This is a genomic window from Alteromonas sp. 4NH20-0056, assembly GCF_057539655.1.
In genome coordinates this window covers 41,116-61,988 of sequence record NZ_BAAJLS010000008.1, presented here as the reverse complement: position 1 = coordinate 61,988, position 20,873 = coordinate 41,116, and the positions used below count along the sequence as shown (strand labels likewise).

Genomic DNA, 20,873 nt, shown 5'->3' with positions numbered 1-20,873 from the left:
TGATGTGGTTTTTAACGTGCTGGGATTACTGGACTTCTTCTTGCTCGTCAAACGTGCCTGCGAATAACGGTGAGCTTAAATAACGCTCTGTGCCGCTTGCTAGTAATACAACCACGATTTTGTCTTTATTCTCTGGACGCTCAGCGAATCGCTTGGCTGCAACTACCGCTGCACCTGAAGAGATCCCCGCAAGGATACCTTCTTCTTTCATCAGTCGGTGGGTCATTTCCATGCATTCTTCATTAGTAACTTGCTCAACCTCATCAATCAGATCAAGGTCTAAGTTACCCGGAATAAAGCCTGCACCAATACCTTGAATCTTATGCGGTCCTGGTGTCAATTCTTCGCCATTTTTTGCTTGTGTAATAACAGGTGAATCAGTTGGCTCTACAGCAACTGATGTGATGGCTTTTCCTTGCGTATTTTTAATGTAGCGAGAAACACCGGTGATTGTACCGCCTGTACCTACACCTGCGACAAACGCGTCTACTTTACCTTCAGTATCATTCCAGATTTCTGGCCCCGTTGTTTTTTCATGGATAGCCGGGTTAGCCGGGTTATCAAATTGCTGAAGCAACACATATCTTTCAGGGTCAGATGCAACGATTTCCTGCGCAGCCGCTACCGCACCTTTCATGCCTTTAGGTGCCTCAGTAAGTACTAAATTTGCACCTAATGCTTTTAATAGTTTTCTACGCTCTAAACTCATGCTGCTAGGCATCGTTAATGTAAGCTTGTAGCCGCGAGAAGCAGCAACAAATGCAAGTGCAATTCCTGTGTTACCGCTTGTAGGTTCTACGATTTCTTTTCCGTCACCCAGTACGCCGCGTTTTTCGGCATCCCAAATCATATTGGCTCCAATACGACATTTAACGCTAAAACTTGGATTACGCGATTCAATTTTTGCGTAGACGTTTCCAGAAGTTACGCGATTGAGTTTTACCAGTGGCGTGCGGCCAATTGAAAGTGAGCTATCGTCAAATACTTGCATTTTTAATCCTTACTAATGAGAGAAACCCAAAACGACGTGGCCGTTACGACCTTTGTAATAGTTAATAATTCACAGTCTAAATTTGGGATTTTCGTTATACCCCTATATCATTGGCCCCAAACGCGAAAATGCAAAGTGCTTTTTCGCTATATGTTATTGTTATTTTACATGACGACGCAGAATTTGAAGAGGTGAATCAATAATGGCTTTTAGTGGAACGTCTAATTACATTGCAACCAAAGACCTACAGCTCGCGGTTAATGCCGCCATTACACTAGAGCGTCCGCTACTGATAAAAGGTGAGCCTGGAACGGGTAAAACGATGTTGGCGGAAGAGCTGGCGGAAAGTTTAGGGACGGAACTAATTCAATGGCATATCAAGTCAACCACAAAAGCTCAGCAAGGGCTGTATGAATATGATGCTGTTTCTCGCCTCAGAGATTCCCAACTTGGTGATGATCGAGTACACGATATTGGTAACTACATTGTCAAAGGCAAATTGTGGCAAGCCTTTACCGCAGAGAAGCGCCCAGTGTTATTGATTGACGAAATTGATAAAGCCGATATCGAGTTTCCTAACGATCTATTGCTTGAGCTCGATAAAATGGAATTCTTTGTATACGAGACTCAAGAGCGTATTGTTGCCAAACAGCGTCCTATCGTCATCATCACATCGAACAATGAAAAAGAATTGCCCGATGCGTTTTTACGTCGCTGTTTCTTCCATTATATTCAATTTCCTACACCTGAAGAGATGCAGTCAATTGTCGATGTGCATTTCCCTAACTTGAAAAAGACGTTGTTAGATGAGGCGCTAAAAGCCTTCTTTAACGTACGAGACGTTCCAGGAATAAAGAAAAAGCCCTCGACGAGTGAATTGATCGACTGGCTTAAGTTATTAGTGGCAGAAGACATTCCACCTGAGACCTTACATTCAAAAGAGGGTAAAGCGGCTATTCCTCCACTTTATGGCGCATTGCTTAAAAATGAGCAAGATATTCACTTGTTCGAGAAACTGGTTTTCATGGCGCGTAGATAATGTTGATTCAATTCTTTTTCACGCTACGACAATATCAAGTCAAAGTCAGTCTTCGAGAGCTGCTAGATTTACTTAAAGCAATGGAAAAGCATATTGTTTACGCCGATCTAGAAGGGTTTTATAGCCTTTCCAGAACAATAATGGTTAAAGATGAAACGCAATATGACAAGTTTGATCGTGCTTTTGCTGCTTACTTTGAAGGGGTTGAATCTATCGATCTATTCGGGAAGGATATTCCTGAGGAATGGCTACGCAAAGAAATTGAAAAGCACCTGAGCGAGGAAGAAAGAGAGGCCTTGCGACAAGCAGGTGGTCTTGACGCGTTAATGGAGACGTTAAAACAACGCTTAGAAGAACAAGAGAAGCGGCATCAAGGTGGCAATAAATGGATAGGGACGGGCGGTACGTCGCCTTTCGGCGCGTATGGAGATAACCCTGAGGGCGTAAGAATAGGCCAGAAGGGCAACCGCAAATTTTCAGCAGCGAAAGTGTGGGACAAGCGTGAGTTTAAGAATCTATCCTCGGACGTCGAATTAGGCACAAGGAATATCAAAGTCGCGCTACGTAAATTACGAAAATTTGCTCGCACGGGCGCAAGTGAAGAACTCGATGTTGCGACGACTATCGGTGAAACCGCAAAAAAAGGCGGCATGCTTGACATACACATGGCACCCGAACGGCACAATGCGGTCAAGGTACTGATGTTTTTTGATGTGGGCGGCTCTATGGACCCTCATGTTAAATCAACGCAAGAGCTTTTTTCAGCGGTTCAAACCGAGTTCAAATACCTTGAATACTTTTACTTTCATAATTGCGTATATGAAGGTGTGTGGAAAGACAACGCAAGGCGCGATAAAGAACGTATTTCTATTTGGGATATTATCCATCGTTACGGAAAAGACTACAAAGTGATTTTCGTGGGTGATGCAACCATGGGGCCGTATGAAATAACCTATCCAGGTGGCAGTGTCGAGCACTGGAATGAAGAGGCCGGAAGTGTATGGATGGGTCGATTGCTCCAGCACTTTACTAATGCGGTGTGGTTGAATCCACAGCCAGAAAACTATTGGCCGTATTACTCATCTGTGTCGATTATGAAAGATATCATGGAAGACAGAATGTTTGGGTTAACCCTGGAAGGATTAACAGCAGCCATTAAGGGGCTTAGTCGAAGCCGTTAAAACACCGAAGCATAATTAACGCTGAACGAGAGGGCGAAGTGCAGTTTGCTTCGCCCTTGTTATCATCCCATAACAGCAATCTTGCTGATGCTGCGTTACGCGTAACTCTTATTTCGAATGTAATTGCCTCGTTGAATATAGTATAGCCTCGCACCTAGTAGTACCGCCGCAGCAGAAAGCCCTACGATAAAGCCTATCCAAAACCCTGCCGCTGACATGGGCTCTAAGGTTATCCAACTTGTTCTCCCTAGTATAATGCCTGTTGGAAGCCCAATAAGCCAATAGGAGATAAAAGTAATAATAAACATCCAAGTCGTATCTTTATATCCGCGAAGGGCGTTAGCTGAAATGACCTGGACCGCATCAGAAAGTTGAAACAACGCTGCATAGATAAGCAACGAAGTCGCCAACTGATAAACGTCATTATCGTTGGTATAAAGGCCAATTATGAACGATTTTGCAGTAAGCGTGAACGTTGCAGTAAGTGCGGCGGTGACAAAGCCAATTAAAATAGCACACTGCGCCGCAATTTTTGCCTGACGATAATTTTGCTGTCCAATTCTATAGCCTATTCTGATAGAGGCAGCCATGCCAATACTCATAGGGCACATGAACATAAGTGCGGAAAAGTTTAGAGCGACTTGATGTGCCGCTACCGTTGTCGCGCCAAAAGGAGCAAGCAGTAAAGCAACCACTGCAAATAACGTCACTTCAAAAAGCAGCGTCATCGCAATAGGTAAGCCCAGTGAAAAAGTACGTTTGATAGCCGCAAGGGAAATAGGATATCGCTGGTTAAACAATGCGTATTTTGCGAGGGCAGGGCTATATCGTACATAGATGAACGTAGCAATTAGCATGGTATAAATAACAATCGCTGTGGCCACCCCACAACCCGCACCGCCCATAGCTGGGATTGGGCCGACGCCATAGATAAACAAATAGTTACCGACAATGTTCGCCATAAGACCTATCACGGTAATAAGCATGGTTGGTTTGGTTTTACCTAAGCCTTCACAGTAGTTTCGAAGCCATTGATACAATGCAAAACCAGGCATTGCCAACAGTACATAGACGACATAATTAACTGTGATGGTGTGTAGGGCATCTTCCATTGGAAAAATAGAGACAATAGACTCGGTAAACGGAAATAGAGCAGCGATAGCGATACCGACAAAAAACACGAGATAACCAGCTTGTTGACTGGCCTGAGCAATTGAACCAAATGATTTATTGCCATGAAGCCGAGAAATGATGGGAGGCAATGCTAGCGCTATCCCCTGAATAAAGCACAGTAAAGGGATAGTAATACTAAAACCTAAAGCGACTGCGGCCATATCGGTTGCACTATAGCGTCCTGCCATGATGGTATCGCTTACCCCCATTAACATCTGCGTAATCTGTGCGATAAGCAGCGGCCATGCAAGCTTAACGATGTTTTTGCCTTCTAGCAGGTATCGTTTGTTTTTCACGCTTGATATTCCATTATCGGGCTATGTAAATCAAAAGGCAGTACCGACACAGTTTCTCCTTGGGCAATCTCACTGATTTGTTCATGAATAACCATAAAACAGTTGGCAGCGGTGATAGAGGTCATCACCCCAGAACTTTGTATTGCTAATGGAGTAACAAATAAGTTGCCTGATGTATCTTGCTGCAGTGTTGCACGTTGGAAATCTCGTCTACCGGCTTTTCGCTTCAATTCACATGTTATTTTGGCATTGAGGGTAAGTGGAAATGTGATGTTTTTTTCACCCTGCATTTTTCTAACAATTGGCAACATCAAGAGCTTGGCGGTAACGAAGGCGGAGACGGGGTTGCCAGGTAAGCCACAAAATAGCGTATTGGCAATATGGCCTAGCGCAAACGGTTTGCCAGGTTTTATCGCAAGCTTCCAAAATGTAATGCTGCCAAGCTCTTCAATGATATCTTTAACAAAGTCGGCATCGCCTACTGATACACCGCCACTGCTCACCATAATGTCAACACGTTCGCTTGCATCACTAAACAATTGGCGTAATGTGGTCTCATCATCTTTTACAATACCAAAGTCTACGACATCAACGTTAAGTTGAGATAAGGTTGCTGATACCCCTAATCGGTTTGACTCAAAGATTTGCGTAGGTAAGCGTTGTGTACCCGGAGCGGCAAGTTCACTGCCTGTAGCCACCACGCCAACACGTACCTTCTTGAACACAGAAATCTCTGCTACGCCTTGTGAAGATAACAGCATTAAATGCTCTGGCCTAAGTCGCGTACCTGCGCTAATTAAACAATCGCCAACGGCAATATCATTAGCTTTTCGCCTAATGTTTTCACCGTCTTTTGGTAGATGGTTAATAAGCACTTTACCGTCTGTACTACTTGATGTGTTCTCTTTCATCACGACGGCATTCGCCCCGTCTGGTAACGGGGCGCCAGTCATAATTTTAATCGCACTGTGCGTCGTTAGTGTTTCGCTTGCATCCATCCCAGCCGTAATAGTCCCTTGAACAGAAAGGGTATTATTCGAGGGCATAGATTGTGTATTAACCGCAAAACCATCCATCGCTGAATTGTCCCAAGGAGGTACATCTTGTGTAGCGATAATGTCGTGAGCGCATATTCGACCATGGGCGTGAAGAATATCTACCTGTTCAGTTTTAGTAACGACAGGCGTAGCACGCATTGCGTTTTCAAGGGCAGCGTCTAATGATAGCCATTTGCTGGACATGTTATGCACTCGTTATGATTGAGAAAGTCGCGAATTATCACTTAAATAAAGCAATAAACCAATGGGTAAAAGACAAAAGTAAAAAGGGTAGTCGGTACGGTGTTTAAAATAAAAAGGCAGCGCAAACCTTCAACTGATTTCACTGCCTTCTTTATGTGTGAGTATTATGCTACTAACACCTTGGGGTGGGTTTATTCGAAGTCTTGATTGCTTATCCACATTACTTGATAAGGCGCAAGCTCCACAAAACCTTGCTCTATGCTTACTTCTTCACGTGTCACTAAGTCAATCCAATTGTCCGTTCCAATCAAATTGATATCGGACAGTAGAATAGATTGTGGTTCGTCTGAAATATTGCTGATGCAAAAAATACTTTGCTTACGATCGAGACTTTGACGCCAATACCCAAATACTTTTTCACCCAACTGTAACGTAAACTGTGTGGCGTTAGGATGAAAAGCGGGCTGTACTTTCCTAATGCGGATAAGTTGCGATACTCTTGTTAGCACTTTATGGTGCTGAGAGTAGGGTGAATCTAATAATGCTTCAAGCTCGCTCAAATCCCAACGTCTGCGATTAATTGAGCGATTCTGCCCCGTATTTGCCACTTTTTCGTAGTCGTTAGAGGTTCCTAATAGACTATGTATATAAATGCCAGGGATCCCCTCCATACCAAGCATAATGGCATGAGCACAAATGAACCTATCGGTTTGAAACTTATCAGGCCCCTTCACCGTGCCTTGCAGGGCATCGAATAGTGTAATGTTTATCTCATAGGGCTTTTGCTGACCATGCTCAGAGGCGCGCCATGAAATCTTTCCTCCGAAGTTTTGCATAGCATGAACGAGATCTGAAATCTCTTCGTCACTAAGTAACCCTTCTGCAGGCCTTAACCCAATACCATCATGAGAAGCAATAAAGTTGAAATACGCTGTCCCGTTTTGTGCAGGAGGCATGCTCATCATCCAGCTTTTCAAATAAGTGCAGTTGCCTGATACCAACGTATTCACCAACAATGGCGGTAACGAAAAGTTATATATAGCGTGAGCTTCATTAGCATTACCAAAATACGTGAGGTTTTCACGATTTGGAATGTTCGTCTCCGTGATAATAATAATCGACGGGTCGACATGCTCAATAAGCGTTCTTAGAAGCCTAATTACCTCGTGAGTCTCGGGCAAATTGATTGATGTAGTGCCAACAATTTTCCATAAGAATGCAACGGCATCAAGGCGGAAAAGTTTTGCGCCTTTATCGATATACAACTTAATTATTTCGACAAACGTCAACAGTACGTTGGGGTTTCTAAAGTCAAAATCGACCTGATCGTGACTAAAGGTACACCATACATGTTGTACCCCATTCGCCGTTGGCGTTTCACGTAGCAGCGGCGACACCCGAGGTCGGGTGACCATGCTTAAATCGTTGCTTGGGTCGCTGGTGAAGAAAAAGTCCTTTCCAGTGCCTTCTCCTTTGACAAAGTTATCGAACCAAATGCTGCGTGCAGAGCAATGGTTGATCACCAAGTCTGTCATCAATCCATAGTCTTTTGCGATAGCCTCAATATCATCCCATGTACCTAATGACTCGTTAACACTCGAATAGTCGATAACCGAGAAACCGTCATCTGAGCTGTAAGGAAAAAACGGCAAAATATGAACGTTATTAATCGTGTTCTTGCAATATTTATGAAGAAAACGATTGAGTGTAACTAAAGGACGCTCATCTTTTTCAATGACACTATCACCGTAGGTGATCATGACAATGTCATCCTGATCCCAATAGTTAAAGTGTGATTGAGGGTTGGCAATATCGCTAGGCTCTACGATACCTATCGCGTTCATCAGTGATGTGGCTATGTCAGATGTGCTGTCATTTAACGGCACATCGGCATAAATCATATCAAGATGGTGTGTGACTTTTTCGTGAAGCACTTGCCATGTCATGTTATTTACTCCATAAACTCTGCGGTATCAGCGTCAACGGCCTCCAACAAGCGATCTAGAATGTCTGGTACTGCGCTAGTTACGCGATTCCAACTTGGAATGAATGGGGTTTCCATTGGATTCGCTAAAAAGTTTTCACCTGCTTTCATTATATTACTTGCAAACATTTCTACTGCTTTTTCTTCGCTATGAATATCCAAGGTAAGTCCGTTCATTACGGCATCGTTGTGATACGTTTCAATGAAGTCTAGCGCAATACGGAAATAGGTAGCTTTAATCGAACGAAACATTTCGTTACTGAAGGTATAACCTTGTGTCGCAAGTTTCCTAAATATTGCCTTGGTGATATCGATAGACATCTTCGATAACCCACCTTCATCATTGTTCAATGATAAATCTTGATGTTTATGGTCATAGATATCACAGATGTCAGCTTGGCATAAACGGTTGTGAGAGTAGTTACGGTGCATTTCAGACAGTACGCCAATCTCTAAACCCCAATCACTAGGAATACGAATATCATTGAGCACATCTCGTCTAAATGAGAATTCACCTGCAAGCGGGTAGCGGAAGCTGTCCATAAACTCTAAGTACTCATTATCACCCATGATGCGTTTTAGCGCGCGAAGCAGTGGTGTCACTAAAAGTCGTGAAACACGGCCATTAATCTTGCCATTTGCAACACGGGCATAGAACCCCTTACAAAACTCATAATTAAATGATGGGTTCGCCACGGGGTAAATCAGTTTGGCCAGCAAATCTTTGTTGTACGTCACAATATCACAATCATGCAAAGCGACTGATTCTGCTCGGTTAGAAGCCAGTACATAGCCCATGCAATACCACACATTTCGACCTTTACCCAATTCTTTAGGCGCCAAACCTTGAGCCTGCAATTCATCATCGAGAGCTTTTAAGCGTGGGCCATCATTCCATAATACGCGATGATGTTGTGGGAGTTTCCCAAAGAATTTGAGCGCATGTTTGTACTGTTCTTGTGTCGCTCGGTCTAGACCAATAACAATTTCAGACAAATAAGGCACAGAGGTTAGTTCATTAACAATATGCGGTAGCGCATCGCCTTCTAATTCAGAAAACAGCGATGGTAAAATTAGCGCCATCGGGCGCTTTTGCGAAAAGCGGAGTAATTCGGCTTCTAGTTCCTCTGTTGGTCTGCGAGAAAGGTTATGTAATGTAGTAACCACACCGTTTTGATAAAAGTCAGCCATGTATCCTCCTGATCATAGGGAAAGCAATTGAGTAAGCATTTCGTTCCAGCCTTCAGGGCCGGGTAGGGTGCTGGTATAAACCTCTTCTTTTTTTACAGTAGGCGGAGGGTTTACCGGTGATAAAATTCTAACTGGCATATGCGCAGCTTCTAGCATTGCGATATCGTTCTTGCCGTCGCCCAAAGCAACGGTGGTCACGCGTTCGTTATGTTGTTTTTGATATTCATTAGCCAACCATGTAAGGGCTTGCCCTTTATCACAGTTACCTGAAACATGTATAAATCGGCCTCCTTCTAACGGGTAAGCACCACGCTGTTCAACGGCGTCAATGAAGGCGAGTTTCCTTTCAGTCGTACTTTTCCATAAAATCGGTTCGCCGAATTGGCGCTTGGCGGCAAGCGACGCAGACTGTTCATCTAATCCCGTACAAGCTTGAATCTCTTCAACGCTCATCTTTGAAAACTGGTCATACTCACCCGCAAAGTCTGAGTTAATTTTTTCTAGCAGCTTTATCCAATAATTTTTGTTTGAAATAAAAGCCTTACACCAATATCCATCAACCCATAGTGTGCCACTTGGTTTTTGCTTGAAAAAACCATGGGGAATATAAATAGCGGCGCCGTTTTCAACGATAAATGGGCCATGCAACCCAATCTTTTCTCGCAATGGCTGTAATTCTGCAAAGGTTTTGCTGGTAGTAGGAACAACCGGTATTTGTCTTTTTTCTAATGCGTCGAGCGCTGGTTTTGCCGCCTCAAATGAATAAGTGTGATGGTCTAACAGCGTGCCATCCATATCGGTAAAAACGAGCGTTTTCGTCATTACTTGTTTTCCTGATTGATTATTTGTCTATTGGTATCGAGGCTAAACACCGTATCACAACGCGCCGGCAAGTGTTGAAGCGCATGTTCAGTGAGCCGTTGATGGTGCGCAATAAACCGAGCAATGTCATCATCGCTCATGACATTATTGCCTGTTGTTCCCGCCGACTCAGCAAGCTTATGTTCTTGTTCTAATCGCCATTTATAAACACAATCGAAACTTGGAGCTTTAAGCATAATAGTGTAGTCAGCCAGATCAAATAATGTTTGATAACTGCCCCCTAATTCAGTATTTACAAAGCGACGCCAGACACTCAGTGGATCTTCGTCTTTTTCTAGACTGTTCACTGAACGAGCTAGCGCATCGTCTTTTTGAGGAGGTAATCCAACACACCATCCTTCAAGAATAATAATGTCAGGGGGACTGGTAACAACTGGCCATTGCTCGTGTGGGAGGGGGTCATCGAGCGCTTTTTCAAAGCGAGGTAAAGCCACATTGCCAGGCTCGTTCAACGCGTTCATCGTATCGAGTGCTAACGAGACATTGTGTGTACCGGGAACACCCCGCGTTTGAAGCAGCGGATGAACTTTGATTGCAAGCGCCCGTCTCTCTGACCGACTTAAATAGAAATCATCAATTGAAAGTGAGACGACCGACTTCTCATGTTCGCTCGAAAGGTAGGCACCCATGAAACTTGTAAGCGTAGACTTTCCAGAGCCCTGGCAGCCATTTATCGACACGACAAATGGCTTATTTGCATCCTCTTGGTGCGCTAGGACGCGTTCACACAACGGGATGAACCAATGTTGTGCAGTTTCTGCGTAGGCGCTTGGTAACTTATGCGTCTTAAGAAACCCGTGAATATCCATGCTGTCACCTTGTTGCGTACTGTTTTAGTACATTTTAACTGTTTAGGGTTACAACATTTATGCCAACATCTACAGTTACGGTGCCGGGAGTTAATTATCTGCGATTGGCAATAATTACGGCTCGTCTTGGTGCAGGGTAGCCCTCTATGGTTCGAGTAATATCTTCAGGCATGAGAAAATCTTTCAATGACTGGGTATCCATCCATTCCGTTGTCCGTTGCTCATCAAGTGTTGTATCGTTAACATCTACAACCCGAATATTTTCAAACCCTAGTCGTGAAAGCCAAACGGTAAGTGCATCGGTACTTGGTAGGAACCAAACATTGCGCATTTGTGCATAACGTTCACCAGCCATCAGTACCGTTGTTTCATCACCTTCCACAACCAGTGTTTCTAGCACCAGTTCACCGCCTTTGCGTAACTGATCTTTCAATTGTGTTAAGAACTGCATGGGGTCTTTTCTGTGATAGAGCACCCCCATAGAAAATACGGTATCAAAAGCGTTTAAAGGTTGCATTTCCTCTATGCCTAACGGCAAAAAGTGAATGTCTTCGTGGGGAATGAAATGCTTAATCGCTTGAAATTGAATAAGAAAAAGCTGTGTGGGATCGATGCCGAATACACGATTAGCTTGTTCACCTAACATACGCCACATGTGATAGCCGCTTCCACACCCTACATCAAGAACATTTCGTCCCTTCAACGGGCTAATATGGTCAACAACACGGTCCCATTTCCAATCAGAACGCCATTCGGTATCAATATGAATATCATGAATATAGAAAGGGCCCTTTCGCCAAGGCATAAATTGTCGGAGCAAACCGGCAATTTGTTTTTGTGTATACTCATTGATGTCCGACAAAGCACCCACTTTCACCGCATTTTCTATATCTACGGATGAAGGGGACGTTTCAGGAAGTTTAGCGAGTAGCTTGCACCATTTATCAAATTCGCCATGCTTTCGTGTCCGTTGCCAGCCATCAAGTTGCGCAGGGAGGGTTTGAAGCCAATGGCTGAGTGTTGTATCTAACAACGAACGGTAGCATTCGTTAAACCATGATTGTTCAGCTTTACTCATGTGATTTTCTTACTCGTTAAATGATTGTTGATTGCTTAGTAACTATTTCTGGTGTTACTTAATCGCTACCAACGAGGTAAAATTAAAGCACTTAAACCACATTACAACATCCGCAAATCCCACGTCTTTCAGTCGAGTTTCGTGTTCTGAAAACGTATCGGTTAGCATGACCTTTTCTAACGATGCACGTTTTTGACTTACCTCTAGTTCGCTATAGCCATTGTTACGTTTAAATTGATGGTGCAAGTCTATTAATAGCTCGTTACCGGTAATAGTAGGGTGCTTTATTTTTTCAGATATCACTAAAACACCGCCTTTATTCAATCCATTATAAATAGACTGAAGTAACGCTTTTCTATCTGATGGAGGAATGAACTGAAGCGTAAAGTTCATAATTACCATTGAGGCATTACTTATTTCAGTGTCTTGTGCATATTGTTGTAGTATTGTGACCGGGTTTGATAGTGCAAATGCTTGAACCATGCGTCTACAGCGGGTAACCATTGCCTCAGAACTATCAACACCAACAATGTTACATGGTATCTCTTGCGTAGCACGAGCAACAGACAAGCTCGCTGCACCCAGTGAACAGCCTAAATCAAAAATATTGCTGTTAGGTGTAGCGAAGGTCTTCGCTAACTCACCAATGGTATGCACGATAGTCTCATAGCCCGGAACTGAGCGTTGAATCATGTCAGGAAAAACATCTACTACTGACTCGTCAAACTTAAAGTCTGCGACTTTCGTTAGCGGCGTAGCGAAAATGTTGTCTTGCTTTTGCACAAATAATACTCAATTTCTGATTCAGAATGGTAATTTTACCGTTACTTGTGTAAATGCCAATGAAAAACGTTAAAAAATAACAATTAACTGACATTTTTTGATTAAAAGGGTTTTCCAATTTAACCTAAAGTATTAACCTATGAGCAGATGAAGAAAAGGAAGCAGTATTGCTGATGACAAAGATATTAGTTGCAGACGATCACCCATTATTTCGTGAAGCGTTAAGTGGTGCATTGGCACCTTACTTTGAAAATGCCCAAATATTAGAAGCAGGTACTCTTGAATCGGCTGTTTCTGCATTGAACGAACATGATGGTGTAGACCTCGTATTGCTTGATTTAAATATGCCTGGTTGTGAATATTTTAACGGCATAATTACGTTGCGAGAGCTGTTTCCTTCCATGCCTATTGCAGTGATTTCTGGCAGCGATACCATTGAGGTCGTAGCGCAAGTAATGAGCTTAGGTGCAGATGGTTTTATTCCGAAGGTAACGGCTACCAGAGAGGTAGCCCAAGCAATCGTTGATATTATTGGTGGTAAAAAATGGCTCCCTGAAGGGACGGATGAGCAACTTGATAAAGTCGATGACGAATTGAAGGTGTTGCTACAACGTTTTCGAGAGCTAACGCCCAAGCAAATCCAAGTGCTATCTTTTCTTCGTTCAGGTTTAATGAACAAGCAAATTGCTCATGAGATGAACGTCACCGAAGCGACAATCAAAGCACATATTAGCGCAATTCTTCGTAAGCTAGAGATTAACACCCGCACGCAAGCGGTGTTATTAATGGACAAGCTTCAGCTAAACTAATCGTAAAGCATGTTAGTAGATAAGCCGTAGACGTTAGTTTACGGCTTTTTTGTAGGTGTCAGTCTTATCTCACCGTCTTTTGTAACAATATCAAGCCCTTTGTCAGGGATCTCACTGTAAACGTTACCGGGCTCATCAGAAAGAAGCTTTGTAACATAAACAGCCCAATATTCAATATGAGGCGTTCTATAATCCTTAAAGAAGGCTACACCAATTTGGTCTTGTTCTCGATAAAAAGGAATTTCAGCCAGCAAATGCTGTCTATGATCCTTTGAAACTTTTAATGCATGCCAAACGCTTTTAGCGGTTCGATAACCACCTGCGAGCGCCTCAACCTGATTGCTCATCGCATTTCCGTAGTAATCTGGAAGCGTTAGTCCAGCGTCACGCAACCGGCTATTTGGACTTCCACCTAAAAAATGTGATACCAGCCCACGCTCTGCCATATCCTCGGCTTTTCGTTCTGCCACCTCTACCAACGTTGGGTTGCAAATAAGGGAAGGGCGTGTCTGCTTTGGGTCGTTGAATATTAACGATGCCAATGCTTTCGCCTCAGGTGTATTACCGCACACAAACGTGCTGTCTCTCTTCTCAGAAGCACCAACTTGCTTTGCTGGTTCAGCATTTATGCAACAAGCCGCTAATCCAAAAAAGAGGGCGGTATTCAGGGTAATAAAAAGGCCGCTAGCGCGGCCTTTTTTAGGAGGTATTGAATTAAGCAGCTTTGCCACCTTGTTTCTTCTTAGCGCTATTTGAGTTCACTTTAGCAATTAACTCTTCATGATCAAAGTCATCCACGTTAATTGTTCTCAAACGACCCGCTTCTGTCTTACGAAGAAGCGACGCTTCATCTTCGTCAATGATGCCATCTTTCAGCGCTTCATCTGCAAGCACGTCTAAGCGAGTAAAAGGTAGCTTCGCTTTTTTGTGTTTACAAATACGCTCAAATACCGGCTCACTAGCAAGAACGTCATCAAGGGTTTGCTCTAAATCGCCGAACAGGCTGCCATCTTCACGTGACAAGTATTGTCCGTAGCCTAGTCGGCTTCGAGCACTCGATGGCGTTTGAAGCATTTGTGCGATAGCATGCTCTGTTTTATCAGATGGCTTACCTACACGACGGCCAAACGGAATAACCATACCACGCAAAACAACCGCGATAGCTTTATTAGGGAAGTTCGCTAAAAAGTCATCTATGGCAGTCTCGATATCATGCAATGTGTTTTGCATCGCCCAATGAAGAAGCGGTAAATCTTCTCGTAAACGGCCGTCTTCGTCAAAACGCTTCAACGTAGTACTGCCCATGTACAAACCACTTAAAATATCGCCTAAACGCGCTGATAAGCGCTCACGACGTTTTAATTCTCCGCCCAGAACGCCCATAGATACATCGGTAAGCAATGCTAGGTTGGCACTGTAGCCTTGAAGCAGCTTGTAGTAACGAGACGTATCATCAGTGAAAGGGGCACTACTAAACGCGCCACCAGTCAATGAGAACCAAATACTACGGACAGTGTTAGAAACTGCAAAACCAATGTGACCAAATACGGCTTTATCAAAAGCGTGCAGTGCGTCTTTTTTGTCTTCAATCGATGCGGCTTGAATTTCTTGTAACACAAACGGGTGACAACGCATCGCGCCCTGGCCAAATATCATCATGTTACGGGTAAGAATATTCGCCCCTTCAACCGTAATGGAAATAGGCACACCCTGATAACCACGACCCAAATAGTTATTTGGCCCAAGCATAACCCCTTTACCGCCATGAATATCCATCGAATCGTTAATGATTTGACGCATTTTTTCAGTTAAGTGGTACTTACAAATTGCTGAAATAACGGAAGGTTTTTCACCCAAATCTACGCCTACGGTAGAAAAGCGAGTAACGCCATCCATTAGATAGGCGTTACCACCTATGCGCGCTAGCATTTCTTCCACACCTTCCATATGACCCACTGGCATGCGGAACTGACGACGAATACGTGCGTATGCGCCTGTCGCGAGCGACACGGATTTAGCACCGCCTGCCGCCGAAGATGGAAGCGTAATACAACGACCTACTGACAAGCATTCCATAAGCATGCGCCAGCCTTTTCCGGCCATAGACGGACCACCAATGATATAATCGATAGGAACGAAAATGTCAGTACCGTGAATAGGCCCGTTTTGGAACGGCGTATTTAAAGGGAAATGACGACGTCCAATCTCTAACCCCTTCGTATCTCGTGGGATAAGCGCACACGTGATACCTGGGTCCTTATTATCGCCCAATAAACCATCTGGATCTTGCAGTTTGAATGCCAGACCAATTACCGTGGCCACAGGCGCAAGAGTGATGTAGCGCTTGCTAAACGTAAGACGCATTCCTAGCACTTCTTCGCCGTTGAACTGGCCTTTACAAACAACGCCCACATCAGGGATTGCGCCAGCGTCAGAGCCAGCTTCAGGGCCAGTAAGGGCAAAGCAAGGTACCTCTTCACCTTTAGCAAGGCGAGGAAGGTAATAGTCTTGTTGCTCTTTAGTACCATAGTGTTGAAGAAGTTCACCAGGGCCTAATGAATTAGGTACACCAACAGTGCTCGACAATACTGCGCTTACACCGGCAAGTTTTTGAAGCACACGAGATTGCGCATATGCTGAAAATGCTAAACCCCCGTATTGTTTTTTGATAATCATGGCGAAGAACTTATGTTCTTTTAAGAATGCCCATATTTCTGGCGGTAAATCTTGATCTTGGTGATTAATTTGCCATTCATCAACCATAGAGCAGACTTCATCAACTGGGCCGTCAAGGAACGCTTGTTCTTCTGCGGTTAAACGCCCTTTAGGGATACGGTGTAATTTCTCCCAATCAGGTTTACCACTGAAAATATCGCCGTCCCACCATACCGTGCCAGCATCAATCGCTTCTTGCTCAGTGGTCGACATCTCTGGCATAACCTTACGGTAGAATGCCAAAAGCTTGGTGGTAATGTATTGCTTACGAACATTTGCCACAGCGAATGGTACTGTAAGGGCAAGGTAGACTACCCATCCAAATAAACCAATGTCGCCGAATAATGTGCCTAACACCATGACGCCGCCACCTAACATGACTGCTGTCATTAAACTGGTTCGTTGATAACTGGCAACGGCCAGTGCCAACACGACCAGTAAAAACCATATAAAATCTGCCATACATCACTCCTGAAAAGGCGTTTAAATAAAACGCAGGTCACCCCTAATTGTGGGCTAAAATCTACAAATAAGCCCACTTTGTGGCTCAGGTCTGACCAGCATCTGTAAAACTATTATTTAATGCAGCAAAGATCAAGATTTTTACATGAAATTTGCATTAATTTACAGCGTACACGTGTAACTATTAATTGATTGAAAACTATGAGAAAAGAGGGGAGGCAATACCGATCATTGTACCGCCTTCGCTGTTCATAACATGACTAGAGTGTGGTGTATTTCTTCAATCTGATATCGCCTTGCTCATCACCATCTTTGAACTGTTGCAAGCGAACTAACGCGTAATCGAGGGATGGCGCAAACCATGCGAAGGTTTCGCGGGTTTTGGAGGCTCTGATTAGTTTTACTTTTAACGCCTGAATGTCACCGTAGGGTAATGACACGACTTCTGAATCGACCACTTCTACGCCGTATTCGCGCTGTTGGCCGCGATAGTTGATAAAGCGGTAAGAGAATGTCGTTTCTCCTCTAGCAAGTTGTTGCGCGAGATCTAAACGGTAAATTTGATTGTCAAATTCGCCAGAATAAGTAAAGCGAGCCTCGTCACCAACCACGATATTTCCGTTATTACTCGTATCAAACGTGACGTCTAACGACTTGTCGGGACCGGTACCAGAGCGTGAGTAGTAATACTTTGATGGTATTACTTCACCTTCTTTCACAAAGAAAATAGAGTGTTCGGTACGTTTATCCGACAGAAAAAACTTAGACACTTTTGAGGAGTAATGCAGCGAATATTGATCATTACCCAAAGATGTCAAAGTGATTGATGCGCTCCCAACGTCATCCCCCCATTTGTAAGCGGTGTAAAGCGCTTCGTAGGGAGAGAGAAGGGACCCGCTGTCGACAGGCTCGTTGTCTTCTGAAAATGCTGTCATTGGCGCAACACAGAGTGTTAGCGCCACAAGAAATGAGCGTTTAGTCGTTCGCATAACCTGATTCAGGAAGCGTTTTGTCATCAAGTATTGCCTTATTATTTTGCATCTTCAACCTGCCTTCACTAAACCAGCGTAAAACAAGAGGATAGATACGACGTTCTTGTTCTTGAACACGTTCTGCGAGGTCTGATGGCACGTCATCTTCAAAGACCGGCACACGGCTTTGTATGATAACAGGGCCACCATCTAACTCTGGTGTGACAAAATGAACGCTTACGCCGTGTTCCTCGTCACCACTGTCAATTGCTCGCTGATGCGTATTCAACCCTTTGTACTTAGGCAACAAAGACGGGTGAATGTTCAGTAGTTTTCCAGAAAAACTATTCACAAATTCAGGGGTTAAGATGCGCATAAACCCAGCAAGCACAATACAGTCAACATCAAGTTTTTCAATCTCGGCCCGTAATGCTTTGTCATAGGCGTCACGATCGTCAAATGTATGATGGTCTAGCGTGATTGCTTTAATGCCCGCATTCTCGGCACGGGTTAATCCGTAGGCATTAGGGCGGTTGCTGATAACGGCCGTAATCGTTGCATGTAATCTACCGGCTTCGATATCGTCGATTATTGCTTGTAAATTACTGCCGTTACCAGAGATGAGAACACAGAGTTTTGTTACTGTATCTGTCACGCGATTATCTCAACTTGTTCTTCGCCGTCTTTCGCTTCAATGTGGCCAATCAACCATGCATTTTCGCCGTGTGCGTTCAGTATAGAGATGGCGTCATCGGCTTTATCTTCATCAACCACAATAACAAGGCCTACGCCGCAGTTGAACGTTCTATACATTTCATGTTTTGTTACGTTGCCAGACGCTTGAAGCCAGTTAAAAATAGCAGGCCACTGCCAGCTGTTTTCGTTTACCACGACTTTTGCGTCGTCTGGTAAGACGCGGGGGATGTTTTCCCAAAAGCCGCCGCCCGTAATATGAGAGATAGCACTAACCTTTACTTCTTCAAGCAGCGCGAGTACCGATTTTACATAAATTTTCGTAGGCTCAAGCAAGTGCTCGATGAGAGGCTTACCTTCAAGTAGTTCATTAACGTCGGCGCCACTTACTTCGATAATTTTTCGTACTAACGAGTAACCGTTAGAGTGAGGGCCTGATGAACCCAACGCGATAAGCTTTTGCCCAGGCTTTACCGTTGTGCCGTCAATAACATTGTCAGCTTCTACCACGCCAACACAGAAACCCGCGATATCATAATCACCACCGTGATACATACCCGGCATTTCAGCTGTTTCACCACCAATAAGTGCACAACCCGCTTGCTGACACCCTTCGCCTATTCCAGAAACCACCGATGCAGCTACGTCAATATCGAGTTTGCCGGTTGCATAGTAGTCTAAGAAGAAGAGCGGTTCCGCGCCTTGTACAATAAGGTCATTAACGCACATGGCGACAAGATCGATACCTACGCCATCGTGTCTATTTGCGTCCATAGCAACGCGCAGCTTAGTTCCCACTCCGTCAGTGCCTGATACAAGCAACGGCTTTTTGTATTTGCTTGGAAGCTCGCACAACGCGCCAAACCCGCCTAAATTGCCTTTCACTTCTGGTCGATGTGTTTTCTTTGTGACAGTTTTGATTCTTTCGACTAGCTGATTACCAGCATCGATATCAACGCCAGCATCTTTGTAACTAAGAGAGGTTTTATTTTCGCTCACGGTTGTGCCCTAGAACTAAGAGGTAGAAAAACGCGAATTCTACCAGTATGTCGCCACATGTCCAATTTTCAGCGCATTAAACAGGGTGAATAGTTCATGTTTTTTTGCTCCGGCGGCCTGTTTGACCCGTAACAGAATGTTATTCGCTTTATTTTTCACTTGTTGCTGAAAAAAACAGTAATATAGAGGACAATGGGTGAATGATGTGTTTTAAGCTTTCGTGCGCTAAAGGGGCATGTAATAGATTGATGATTATTAGAAAAGGACGACTTGCATTGATAAACGCTCGCAACATAATAAGCATGGTTATTTGTCTCATGGCATTAATAGGCCAATCGGCACAGGCCGTTGAGCGTTTTAGTACTAATGAAGCTAAGATCGCGGTTGATAATCAAACCCAAGCTACGCAAAAAACGGCGCTGAAAGCGGCGTTTAAACAAGTGTTGGTTAAAATGTCTGGCTTATCTACCGTTATTGATAATGAAGGAGTTCGTGCCGCACTTCGTAGTCCCGATGCTTACTTGCGTTCATATCGTTTCAGTTATGAAAACAATCAACCTTATTACATTGCAGAATTTGACCGTAAAAAGATCACTGCATTACTTCAAAAAGAACAGTTGCCGCTTTGGGGAGATAGACGTCCAGAAACCTTGATATGGCTTGCGGTTGAGGATGAAAACGAAGTAAGGACGATACTCGATGAGAGTACCCAAAACGAGATAATGCTCAGTTTGAGTGACACTGGTAGAATGCGAGGCGTACCCATTAGCGTACCCTTAATGGATTTGACCGATAGCGTTGCGATAAGTATCTACGACGTGTGGGGTCGATTTGTCGAGCCATTGTCTAGGGCGTCGTCGCGTTATCTTGTTGATAACATAATTGGCGCTAGACTCTACAGAAATGTCTTGGGCGATATACCGGATATTGAGTCTGGTGAAGTCACAACCGTAGATGCTGCAATCAGTGAGCAATCTGGGTTGGAAAATGAAAATATTCAAGATAGTTCTGTTGACGGCGGTACAAGCCAGTTGGATGGTATGGCGACTGATGCAGCACAAGGTGAGTTTAATAGCGGCAAAAACGAAACAGCTAAAATTGCACCATTTTCTATCGAGGAATTCAGTGACTACGCACAACGCGCCGAGGCCGGTGATTATGCGTTAGATTGGGTTTTTATCGGAAATGGTAAAGTCAGCTATGGCTCTATTTATGATAACGATCCCGCCATACTTGCAACCAGGCTTGTTGATGCCTATGGGAACTACTTATCATCGCTTTACGCCGTTGTCGCTGGCGCATCTAATGCGGAAAAAGTCTCAATATCTATTTCTGTTTCAAATATTAATTCGATAGCCAGTTACGCCAAAGCGACTGAATACCTCAACAGCCTGAGCGTAGTGGACAATGCAATGTTAACGTCTCAGTCCGGTTCAGTAGCAACATTTGATGTCACACTATTTGGCACAACGGAAGACCTATTAAACACGGTACGGCTTGATAAGTACCTGAAGCCCGTTACTGATGCTTATGGGCAGGTTGTCGATCAAAACACGTTTTATTGGAATCAATAGAC

At 43.9% G+C, this 20,873-nt stretch carries 18 protein-coding genes; 4 read left to right on the top strand and 14 right to left on the bottom strand.

Annotated features, from left to right (window positions below; all coding sequences use genetic code 11):
- Positions 1–25: 25 nt before the first annotated feature.
- Positions 26–991: a cysteine synthase A gene (cysK, locus tag AC27EZ_RS13890; protein ID WP_487135889.1), complete on the bottom strand. Its 966-nt coding sequence runs from the start codon at positions 989–991 to the stop codon at positions 26–28.
- Between the two features lie 202 nt (positions 992–1,193).
- Between cysK and AC27EZ_RS13885 the strand changes: the two genes are divergently transcribed.
- Complete coding sequence (locus AC27EZ_RS13885) at positions 1,194–2,030, top strand: AAA family ATPase (RefSeq protein ID WP_487135888.1); 837 nt, start codon at positions 1,194–1,196, stop codon at positions 2,028–2,030.
- Entirely contained in the window at positions 2,030–3,211 is a 1,182-nt protein-coding gene (locus AC27EZ_RS13880) for a vWA domain-containing protein (protein ID WP_487135887.1), read from the top strand. Before AC27EZ_RS13885 ends, AC27EZ_RS13880 begins: the two co-directional genes overlap by 1 nt.
- 95 nt (positions 3,212–3,306) lie before the next feature.
- On the opposite strand, the gene AC27EZ_RS13875 is transcribed toward AC27EZ_RS13880, so the two are convergent.
- The 8 genes from AC27EZ_RS13875 to cmoA all read right to left on the bottom strand — a co-directional run bounded on the left by AC27EZ_RS13875 (position 3,307) and on the right by cmoA (position 12,648).
- A complete protein-coding gene (locus tag AC27EZ_RS13875) occupies positions 3,307–4,680 on the bottom strand; it encodes an MATE family efflux transporter (protein WP_487135886.1) in 1,374 nt (457 codons plus the stop codon).
- The gene (gene moeA / locus AC27EZ_RS13870; RefSeq protein WP_487135885.1) at positions 4,677–5,921 is read right to left on the bottom strand and encodes a molybdopterin molybdotransferase MoeA; all 1,245 of its coding nucleotides are present in this window, start codon (positions 5,919–5,921) and stop codon (positions 4,677–4,679) included. The genes AC27EZ_RS13875 and moeA overlap by 4 nt, the downstream gene beginning before the upstream one ends.
- A gap of 191 nt (positions 5,922–6,112) precedes the next feature.
- The gene (locus tag AC27EZ_RS13865) at positions 6,113–7,867 is read right to left on the bottom strand and encodes a sugar phosphorylase (protein WP_487135884.1); all 1,755 of its coding nucleotides are present in this window, start codon (positions 7,865–7,867) and stop codon (positions 6,113–6,115) included.
- A gap of 5 nt (positions 7,868–7,872) precedes the next feature.
- Positions 7,873–9,096 (bottom strand): glycosyltransferase family protein, encoded by a 1,224-nt coding sequence (locus AC27EZ_RS13860; protein WP_487135883.1) that lies wholly within the window; start codon positions 9,094–9,096, stop codon positions 7,873–7,875.
- Between the two features lie 12 nt (positions 9,097–9,108).
- Positions 9,109–9,918, bottom strand: a complete 810-nt coding sequence (locus AC27EZ_RS13855) for an HAD-IIB family hydrolase (protein ID WP_487135882.1) — start codon at positions 9,916–9,918, stop codon at positions 9,109–9,111.
- Positions 9,918–10,787: a kinase gene (locus AC27EZ_RS13850; protein WP_487135881.1), complete on the bottom strand. Its 870-nt coding sequence runs from the start codon at positions 10,785–10,787 to the stop codon at positions 9,918–9,920. Before AC27EZ_RS13850 ends, AC27EZ_RS13855 begins: the two co-directional genes overlap by 1 nt.
- 94 nt (positions 10,788–10,881) lie before the next feature.
- Positions 10,882–11,865 carry a tRNA 5-methoxyuridine(34)/uridine 5-oxyacetic acid(34) synthase CmoB gene (gene cmoB, locus AC27EZ_RS13845; protein WP_487135880.1) on the bottom strand — a complete coding sequence of 328 codons (984 nt, stop codon included), beginning with the start codon at positions 11,863–11,865 and terminating at the stop codon, positions 10,882–10,884.
- A gap of 54 nt (positions 11,866–11,919) precedes the next feature.
- Positions 11,920–12,648, bottom strand: a complete 729-nt coding sequence (gene cmoA / locus AC27EZ_RS13840; RefSeq protein ID WP_487135879.1) for a carboxy-S-adenosyl-L-methionine synthase CmoA — start codon at positions 12,646–12,648, stop codon at positions 11,920–11,922.
- 173 nt (positions 12,649–12,821) lie between these two features.
- On the opposite strand from cmoA, the gene AC27EZ_RS13835 reads away from it, so the two are divergent.
- The gene (locus AC27EZ_RS13835; RefSeq protein WP_487135878.1) at positions 12,822–13,457 is read left to right on the top strand and encodes a response regulator transcription factor; all 636 of its coding nucleotides are present in this window, start codon (positions 12,822–12,824) and stop codon (positions 13,455–13,457) included.
- 38 nt (positions 13,458–13,495) lie between these two features.
- On the opposite strand, the gene AC27EZ_RS13830 is transcribed toward AC27EZ_RS13835, so the two are convergent.
- The 5 genes from AC27EZ_RS13830 to purM form a co-directional block, all read right to left on the bottom strand.
- Positions 13,496–14,188, bottom strand: coding sequence for a CAP domain-containing protein (locus AC27EZ_RS13830; protein WP_487135877.1), 693 nt, complete (start codon positions 14,186–14,188; stop codon positions 13,496–13,498).
- Positions 14,172–16,634: an acyl-CoA dehydrogenase FadE gene (gene fadE / locus AC27EZ_RS13825; protein WP_487135876.1), complete on the bottom strand. Its 2,463-nt coding sequence runs from the start codon at positions 16,632–16,634 to the stop codon at positions 14,172–14,174. The genes AC27EZ_RS13830 and fadE overlap by 17 nt, the downstream gene beginning before the upstream one ends.
- A gap of 260 nt (positions 16,635–16,894) precedes the next feature.
- A complete protein-coding gene (locus AC27EZ_RS13820; protein WP_487135875.1) occupies positions 16,895–17,650 on the bottom strand; it encodes a DUF3108 domain-containing protein in 756 nt (251 codons plus the stop codon).
- Entirely contained in the window at positions 17,610–18,260 is a 651-nt protein-coding gene (purN, locus tag AC27EZ_RS13815) for a phosphoribosylglycinamide formyltransferase (protein WP_487135874.1), read from the bottom strand. The genes AC27EZ_RS13820 and purN overlap by 41 nt, the downstream gene beginning before the upstream one ends.
- Entirely contained in the window at positions 18,257–19,297 is a 1,041-nt protein-coding gene (gene purM, locus AC27EZ_RS13810; protein WP_421134552.1) for a phosphoribosylformylglycinamidine cyclo-ligase, read from the bottom strand. Before purM ends, purN begins: the two co-directional genes overlap by 4 nt.
- A gap of 317 nt (positions 19,298–19,614) precedes the next feature.
- Here purM and AC27EZ_RS13805 point away from each other — a divergent pair, with 317 nt between their 5' ends.
- The gene (locus AC27EZ_RS13805) at positions 19,615–20,871 is read left to right on the top strand and encodes a DUF2066 domain-containing protein (RefSeq protein ID WP_487135873.1); all 1,257 of its coding nucleotides are present in this window, start codon (positions 19,615–19,617) and stop codon (positions 20,869–20,871) included.
- Positions 20,872–20,873 lie beyond the last annotated feature (2 nt).